The sequence below is a fragment of the Lentiprolixibacter sp. genome (genome assembly GCF_982873095.1).
In genome coordinates this window covers 1-7,656 of sequence record NZ_CEYNTP010000131.1, presented here as the reverse complement: position 1 = coordinate 7,656, position 7,656 = coordinate 1, and the positions used below count along the sequence as shown (strand labels likewise).

The 7,656-nt window shown below is 47.6% G+C and carries 8 protein-coding genes; 4 read left to right on the top strand and 4 right to left on the bottom strand.

What is annotated here, in order from left to right:
* Positions 1–143 precede the first annotated feature (143 nt).
* The 4 genes from AC4E7D_RS08885 to AC4E7D_RS08870 all read left to right on the top strand — a co-directional run bounded on the left by AC4E7D_RS08885 (position 144) and on the right by AC4E7D_RS08870 (position 4,312).
* Entirely contained in the window at positions 144–2,417 is a 2,274-nt protein-coding gene (locus AC4E7D_RS08885) for an aconitate hydratase (RefSeq protein WP_490173448.1), read from the top strand.
* Positions 2,418–2,480: 63 nt separating this feature from the next.
* On the top strand, positions 2,481–3,044 hold the full coding sequence (locus AC4E7D_RS08880; RefSeq protein ID WP_490173447.1) for a TlpA family protein disulfide reductase: 564 nt from the start codon (positions 2,481–2,483) through the stop codon (positions 3,042–3,044).
* The gene (locus AC4E7D_RS08875; protein WP_490173446.1) at positions 3,041–3,601 is read left to right on the top strand and encodes a TlpA family protein disulfide reductase; all 561 of its coding nucleotides are present in this window, start codon (positions 3,041–3,043) and stop codon (positions 3,599–3,601) included. The genes AC4E7D_RS08880 and AC4E7D_RS08875 overlap by 4 nt, the downstream gene beginning before the upstream one ends.
* Complete coding sequence (locus AC4E7D_RS08870) at positions 3,602–4,312, top strand: DUF3291 domain-containing protein (protein WP_490173445.1); 711 nt, start codon at positions 3,602–3,604, stop codon at positions 4,310–4,312.
* Here AC4E7D_RS08870 and AC4E7D_RS08865 read toward each other — a convergent pair.
* From AC4E7D_RS08865 to AC4E7D_RS08850, 4 genes are all read right to left on the bottom strand, one after another.
* Positions 4,309–4,950, bottom strand: a complete 642-nt coding sequence (locus AC4E7D_RS08865) for a carotenoid biosynthesis protein (RefSeq protein ID WP_490173444.1) — start codon at positions 4,948–4,950, stop codon at positions 4,309–4,311. The genes AC4E7D_RS08870 and AC4E7D_RS08865 overlap by 4 nt on opposite strands.
* Positions 4,943–6,421 (bottom strand): 1-hydroxycarotenoid 3,4-desaturase CrtD, encoded by a 1,479-nt coding sequence (gene crtD, locus AC4E7D_RS08860; protein ID WP_490173443.1) that lies wholly within the window; start codon positions 6,419–6,421, stop codon positions 4,943–4,945. The genes AC4E7D_RS08865 and crtD overlap by 8 nt, the downstream gene beginning before the upstream one ends.
* 3 nt (positions 6,422–6,424) lie before the next feature.
* Positions 6,425–6,877 carry a sterol desaturase family protein gene (locus AC4E7D_RS08855; RefSeq protein WP_490173442.1) on the bottom strand — a complete coding sequence of 151 codons (453 nt, stop codon included), beginning with the start codon at positions 6,875–6,877 and terminating at the stop codon, positions 6,425–6,427.
* Position 6,878: 1 nt separating this feature from the next.
* On the bottom strand, positions 6,879–7,656 hold a 778-nt coding region (locus AC4E7D_RS08850; protein WP_490173441.1), incomplete at its 5' end, for a phytoene/squalene synthase family protein.

Sequence of the window (7,656 nt, the reverse complement as noted above, 5' to 3'; positions counted from 1 at the left end):
TGTTATAATCAAGATTTTCTCTTCAATTTATATTCCTAGGAGATACAGGGATTATCCAGGCTTTAAATGGCAATAATAAGGCTTTTATTTGCCCCGCTATTTTAGTACTTTTGGGGGCATTCTAACAGAAAATTTTATTCGAAATGGCATTTGATATCGATATGATTAAAAAGGTCTACGCCAATATAGCCGAGCGCGTGGATAAGGCCCGGGATATAGTGGGCAGACCTTTGACCCTCTCAGAAAAAATCTTGTATGCCCATCTTTGGGAAGGCACACCGTCCAAAGCCTTTACGCGTGGGAAAGACTACGTGGACTTTGCACCAGACCGTGTGGCCTGTCAGGATGCTACAGCCCAGATGGCCTTACTGCAATTTATGCATGCCGGGAAGCCTAAGGTGGCCGTGCCCACAACGGTGCACTGCGATCACCTGATACAGGCAAAAGTTGGCGCAGAAGCCGATTTAAAGAGGGCCAATCAAACCAGTAATGAGGTCTTTGACTTCCTGGAATCGGTATCTAACAAATACGGCATCGGGTTCTGGAAACCCGGTGCAGGAATTATCCACCAGGTGGTATTAGAAAACTACGCCTTTCCGGGTGGGATGATGATCGGAACGGATTCCCATACCGTAAATGCGGGAGGCTTGGGTATGGTTGCTATTGGGGTAGGAGGTGCTGATGCCGTGGATGTCATGGCCGGAATGCCCTGGGAGCTGAAATTCCCAAAACTGATCGGGGTGAAACTTACCGGTAAATTATCCGGATGGACGGCCCCAAAAGATGTGATCCTTAAGGTGGCTGATATTCTTACGGTGAAAGGGGGTACGGGAGCCATTATCGAATATTTCGGGGAAGGGGCTACTTCCATGTCCTGTACCGGGAAAGGGACTATATGCAATATGGGAGCTGAGGTAGGTGCTACCACCTCTACCTTCGGATACGATGCTTCCATGGACCGCTATCTGCGCGCAACCGGAAGGGCTGATGTCGCAGAGGCTGCTGCTGAAGTAGCTGAGTATTTGACAGCTGACGCTGACGTCTACGCCAACCCGGAGACCTATTTTGACCAGTTGATCGAGATCAACCTTTCAGAACTGGAACCCCACCTGAACGGACCCTTTACACCAGATCTGGCAACCCCCATTTCGAAAATGAGCGAGGCGGCACGTGAAAACGACTGGCCGTTGAACGTTGAGGTAGGCCTGATCGGCTCCTGTACCAACTCCTCTTATGAAGATATCTCAAGGGCGGCTTCCCTGGCGAAACAGGTAGCTGATAAAAACCTGAAGACCAGATCAAAGTTTACGATCACCCCGGGCTCAGAACAAGTGCGTTACACCATTGAGCGCGACGGCCTTATCGATACATTCAATAATATCGGGGCTACGGTATTTGCCAATGCCTGTGGCCCGTGTATTGGAATGTGGGACCGTTATGGTGACAAAGCCGCCAATGGGCCCAGGAATACCATAGTGCATTCCTTTAACAGAAACTTTGCCAAACGGGCTGATGGAAATCCCAACACCCTGGCTTTCGTAGGCTCACCGGAATTGGTAACAGCTATTGCTATTGCAGGCCGGCTCGATTTCAATCCCGTAACGGATACTTTGATCAATGAAGACGGACAGGAAGTAAAGCTGGAGGAACCCAGGGGATATGAATTGCCCCCGGAAGGTTTTGCCGTTGAAGATGCCGGATTTATTGCCCCAAAAGAAGACGGGAGTTCGGTGCAGGTCATCGTAGCCCCTGATTCAGAACGACTACAATTGCTGGAGCCATTTGAACCCATTGCTCCGGATAGCCTTAAGGGTATGAAGCTGCTCATCAAGGCCTTTGGAAAGTGCACCACAGACCATATTTCCATGGCGGGTCCCTGGCTGAGGTTCAGGGGGCATCTGGACAACATTGCCAATAATACCCTGATAGGGGCGGTTAACGCGTTCAACAAGAAAACCAACTTTATTAAAAATCAGCTTACCGGCGAATACGGCGGTGTACCGGATACGCAGCGCGCCTACAAGGCTGCAGGTATCAAAACCATTGTGGTGGGTGACCACAATTACGGGGAGGGATCCTCACGCGAACATGCGGCTATGCAGCCCAGACATTTGGGAGTGGCCGTGGTATTGGTAAAATCCTTCGCAAGGATACATGAGACCAACCTTAAGAAACAAGGAATGCTCGCGCTGACCTTTGCCAATGAAAAAGACTACGATCTGATTCAGGAAGACGACACTTTTAACTTCCTGGATATAGCAGAGTTTGCACCGGACAAACCCCTCACTATCGAAGTGGTTCATGCCGATGGTTCCAAGGATATGGTTGTAGCTAACCATACCTACAACGCATCGCAAATAGAATGGTTCAGGGAGGGTTCCGCGCTAAATGTTATTAAGAAGGAAAATGCCGCTTAGGCATTACAAAAAGAAAAACTCCTGGATATTTTCAGGAGTTTTTTGATTGATACAGGTTCATATATGAAGGTCAGTAGGAAAACCATTATTAATCTGCTTTTTTTTGCCCTGGTGCTGTCTTTTTTTGTGACACCGCTCGGACATTACAGCAAGGTTTTTCTCAATCGCCTTTTTGCCTTCGGACCTGAGGTCATACCCGCTGAGGAAAGGATACAACTCAAGGATTACAACTGGACCCTTAAGGATAAGGACTGGAACTTCTTCAGTTTCGAAGAGGCGAAGGGAAAGGTGGTTTTCATCAACTTCTGGGCTTCCTGGAGGCTCCCCTGTGAAGCGGAATTGGCGGAGGTTCAAAAACTGTACGATGAATTCGGTGATCGGGTGGTGTTCTATATCATATCAGACGAAGAGCAGGCCCCGGTGGAAGCCTTTATGGAAGAACACGATTTTACCTTCCCTGTTACCTATCTGATCATTGGCGAGCCTGCCCCTTTTGAAATTCCGGAACCGCCGGCGTCTTATGTTGTGGATAAACAGGGCCGGATTGCTGCATTCGAACAGGGGATCACAGACTGGTATAGCAAGGGGGCAAGGCAACTGTTCACAAAACTCCTGCAAGCTCCATGAAAAGGAAAAGAATAAATCTGCTAAGCTTACTGCTCCTTCTGTTCCTGGGGTTATATATTTTAACTCCCCTGGGATTTCATGTACAGGTTTGGATGAACCGGCTCATCTCCCACAATCCTGAACCGGTAGCAGAAAGGGCAATGGATGTCCCTGATATCGAGGATTGGGTGCTCAAGGACCTGGAAGGGGATACCTTTCGGGTGGCAACTGTGCAGGGGGAAGTGGTCTTGCTGAATTTCTGGGCCAGCTGGTGCCCGCCCTGCGTTGCGGAAATGCCCTCCCTCAATGCCCTGTACGGGGATTATAAAGACCAGGTGCGGTTTTTGTTTATTGCCAGGGACCAACAGGACCGGGTTATGTCCTATTTAAACAAAGAAGGGTATGAGTTTCCTGTATACTTTGAAAAAGGACTTACTCCTAAAGCCCTTTATTATGGAGGCTTACCAACAACCTATGTACTGGACAAGTCCGGGAGAATAGCAGTTGCCCATTCAGGAGCTGCTGACTGGAATGCCCCCCGGGTCCGGAAACTTCTCGATTCGTTACTTACAAGATAAATGGAAGCCATTACCACCATAACTTTTTTCAGGTACAGCCGTCCCTGGTCGAAAATATGGGCTTTTGGCATGATGCAATTCGCACATCCAGGACTGTCCCGAACACCCGGTTTGCGATTCTATAAACTGATGGGTAGTGGAAAGCCTGGTTTTAATCCCTGGCCCGACTGGTCCGTGTACGCCCTGGTGCAGGTTTGGGAAAACGAAGCGGCTGCCGACAGCTTTTTCAGCCGGCACGACCTGATGCACAGGTACAAGAAGAAAGCCCGGGAATACTGGACCCTGTACATGAGAACTGTGAAAACAAAGGGAGAATGGGACGGTAAGGCCCCTTTCCCTGCTGTCCAAACCCCATTACCACATAACAACTACCTGGCGATTATTACCAGGGCTACGATCAAATCCAGATTCCTGCTGAGGTTTTGGAAATACGTTCCTGCTTCACAGCAGGGGCTAAAGGGAAATAAAGGTTTGCTTTATACAAAAGGCATTGGGGAAGTGCCAATTCGGAATATGGCCACCTTCAGTTTATGGGCCAACCGGGAAGCCCTCTATGCTTTTGCTTATAGTAGTAAGGAACACAAACAGGCCATTTCCATGACCCACGAATTGCAATGGTATAAGGAAGAACTTTTTGCCCGGTTCCAGCCCTATCGATCAGAAGGCCAATGGGAGGGTGTGCCCCCGTTAAAGTTTACCCCTGACAACTAACCTTTCCAAAAGTAAAAGAATACAAAGAACAGTAGTTGGGAGATGTAGAGATGGTGAGAGAATAGGGGATTGCCTTTCACTTTCAGCCCCTGGTAAAACATGTGGAAAATGAACGCCAGGGCAAACCAGCCCAGGAAGTTCTGCAGCGGAGGAAATCCGAGGTCCCAATACCAGAAATCAAAACGCGGGGCACTTTCTTCGAGGAAAAAATCAAGGATGACCATCATTAACGCACCCGCAATAACCCTTACCCAGAAGCCTTTCAGCCATTTTGAAGCCATCGCCCCAGTGGCAAACGTAAGGAATGCCCAGTTCACGCCGATCAGATAGGGAACCCCGTCGAGCTTGGGCCCGAAATTAGCACCGTAGACATAGTCGCCGAAGATAAGGCCGTAATTCACGCCCAGCCATTCTGCAAAGATGCTCGTTATGCCAATTCCCAGGAAAAGCAGGCCCTTTTTCCAGGTAGTAACCGGAAAAACCAAAATTGTAAGTCCCAGGATCAGCAGCATATTGAGCGGGGTTTTGCTCATGAACCAGTCCTGTTCCCCTACATAGATGCCTGCTATTGCACTGAGATTAAACAACCAGAGCAGGAAAACGGAAAAATAATTGAGGAATTTACGGGGTTCATTCATGGGCCGGTGCATTGGGCAATAATTCTGAAACGATCCGGGCCGATAGAAGGCAAAGGGGAATGCCACCTCCGGGATGTACGGATCCCCCACAAAAATAGAGATTCGGAATTTTTCGACTGAAATTGGGATGCCGCAGGAAGGCAGCAAATCGGTTATTGCTGGCTGCCCCGTAAAGTGCACCGCGGTATGAACTGGTATTCGCCTGTATACCCGGTGGATCAAGTACATGTTCTACCTCGATCAGGGATTCCACATCGGTTTTTAGTATCCCTGAAAGTTTCTTCAGGATACTTTTCCTCGCATCAGACCTGAGTTGTTCCCAATCCTGACCGTAGTCTCCAGGTGCATTGATCATAACAAACCAGTTTTCACAACCCGAAGGGGCATCTGAAGCCCAGTCCTTACTGGTAATATTTATGTACACAGTAGGGTCTTCGTAAAGGGATTTACGATGAAATATATGGTGGAATTCCTCTTTGTAATCGTTGCTGAAAAAGATATTATGCAAATTGAGCTGAGGGAAAGATTTTTTGATACCCCAATAAAAAATGAGGGCAGAACTGGATCTTTCCTGGGCCAGTGTTTTTTCCGGGGCAGGCTGTGAAGGTAAAAGTTTCCTGTAGGTAGGGAAAATATCCATATTGGAAACAACAACTTCGGCTTTGTAAAGGGTATCTTTTATACGCACTGCCGATGCCTTGCCCCCCTCAACGATAATTTCATCCACCCTGCTGTCAAAATGGAAACGGACGCCTACTTCAACGGCCAGGCGGTATAAGCTCATCACAATTTCATGCATCCCGCCTTCCGGTAAATAAGTACCGTAAAACATTTCCAGGTGGGGGATCATGGACATGATCCCGGGTGTCAGGTAGGGCGAACTCCCGTTATAGGTGGCATATCGGTTAAAGAGTTGCACAAGCTTGGGATGCTTGAACTGCTTTTCGTTTACTTCATTCAGGGTCCCGAATACGCCCAGTTGGGGCATGCTCATCAAAGCCTTCAGGGTCTTCAAAGAAAGATAAGTCCCAGCCTTGTGGAGTGAGCTTTGGAGAAAAAGAGGCGCGGTAAGGTCGTATTTTTTCTGATTTAAACGGAGGTACTTCAGTAAGGCTTGCGGGCTTTCGGAGAAGGTAGACGCAGCATCTTCTGCAAATACCTCCGGGTCTTTACGGGCAGTGAAACGTGTATTGTCATCCCAGAAATATTCGCAGAGGACCTCTTTTCTCAGGTATTTGAAATGTTCCGTAGGTTCTTTATCGTACAACCGGAAGAGTTCATCCACAAAGTGTGGCATGGTAAAGAGGGAGGGCCCAAGGTCAAAGCGGTAGCCATCAAGTGTGATAGCGTGCAGTTTTCCTCCGGGATAGGGATTGGTTTCAAAAACCGTTACCTCATATCCTTTCTTCCGCAAACGAAGTGCAGTGGCCAGCCCTCCAATGCCCGAGCCAATAATATGGGCAGTTGGCATGGACTAGTTTTTTTTGAAGTACTTAAAAGGAACTACGAGCATCCCGAAGCATTCACCGTCTTCCTTGCCCAGGTTCTTGTGGTGGATCTTATGGGCCTTGCGTACCCCACGGGCGTACCAGTTATTTGCCCTTCTGAACAGTTTGAACCTTTGGTGGATAAGTATGTCATGAACGAGGAAATAGGCCGCTCCATAAGCCATAATACCAAATCCTATGGGGTAGCCGTACCAAAACCAGGTATTCGAGGCGATCATAATAAATGCCATACTTACCGCTGCATAATAGAGGAAAAATGCGTCGTTACGCTCAAACCAGGAGTCGTGGTCTTTCTTGTGGTGATCCTTGTGTAAAACCCATAAGAAACCATGCATGATATACTTGTGGGTAAACCACGCCATAAACTCCATTATACAGAAAGTAACGATAAAGATGAGGATCCAGATAATTACGTCCATTTTAAACCAGATTGAGCTTGTAATTTACGTAGGATTTGGCCAGTAGTCCAAACTTCTGATAGTTCGGAACCCGTATACGTGTATTCTTGATCTGTAGGGACGGGGTTTTCTGTAATTTCTGTAGTAGTTTATAATAATATTTATAAGCCGTATACACCCCGAATTTTGCCTCGCTGGGCAATTTGACAATACCTTCGAACCCCTTGGCAAAGTCTTCCTTGATCTCCTGAACAATACGGGCCTTGGAATTTTCATCCAGTTCAAGCAGGTTGGTATCCGGGAAATAGGATCGGTTCAGGTGCTCGTGGTCAGCCTTCAGGTCGCGCAGGAAATTCACCTTTTGAAAAGCGGAGCCCAGCGCCATAGCTGCATCCTTGAGGTTTTCATATTGCTCATCATTCCCTTTGACAAACACACGTAGGCACATCAGGCCCACTACATCTGCAGAACCATAGATGTATTCTTTGTATTCCTCATGGGTGTTATAGTCCTTTTTGGTAAGGTCCATCCTCATGCTTTTCATAAAAGCATCTACCAGATGTCTGGGTATCCCGTATTGATGATAGGTATGCTGAAATGAGTTCAGGATGGGATTAAGGCTGATGCGGTATTCAAGCGCATTTTCAAGGTCCCGTTCAAACTCTTTGAAAAGATGGGCCTTATCGAATTCATGAAATGTATCGACAATTTCGTCAGCAAAGCGTACGAAGCCATATATGTTATAAATATCACGCCTGATGGACGGAGATAACATGCGTGTGGCCAGGGCAAAGGAAGTG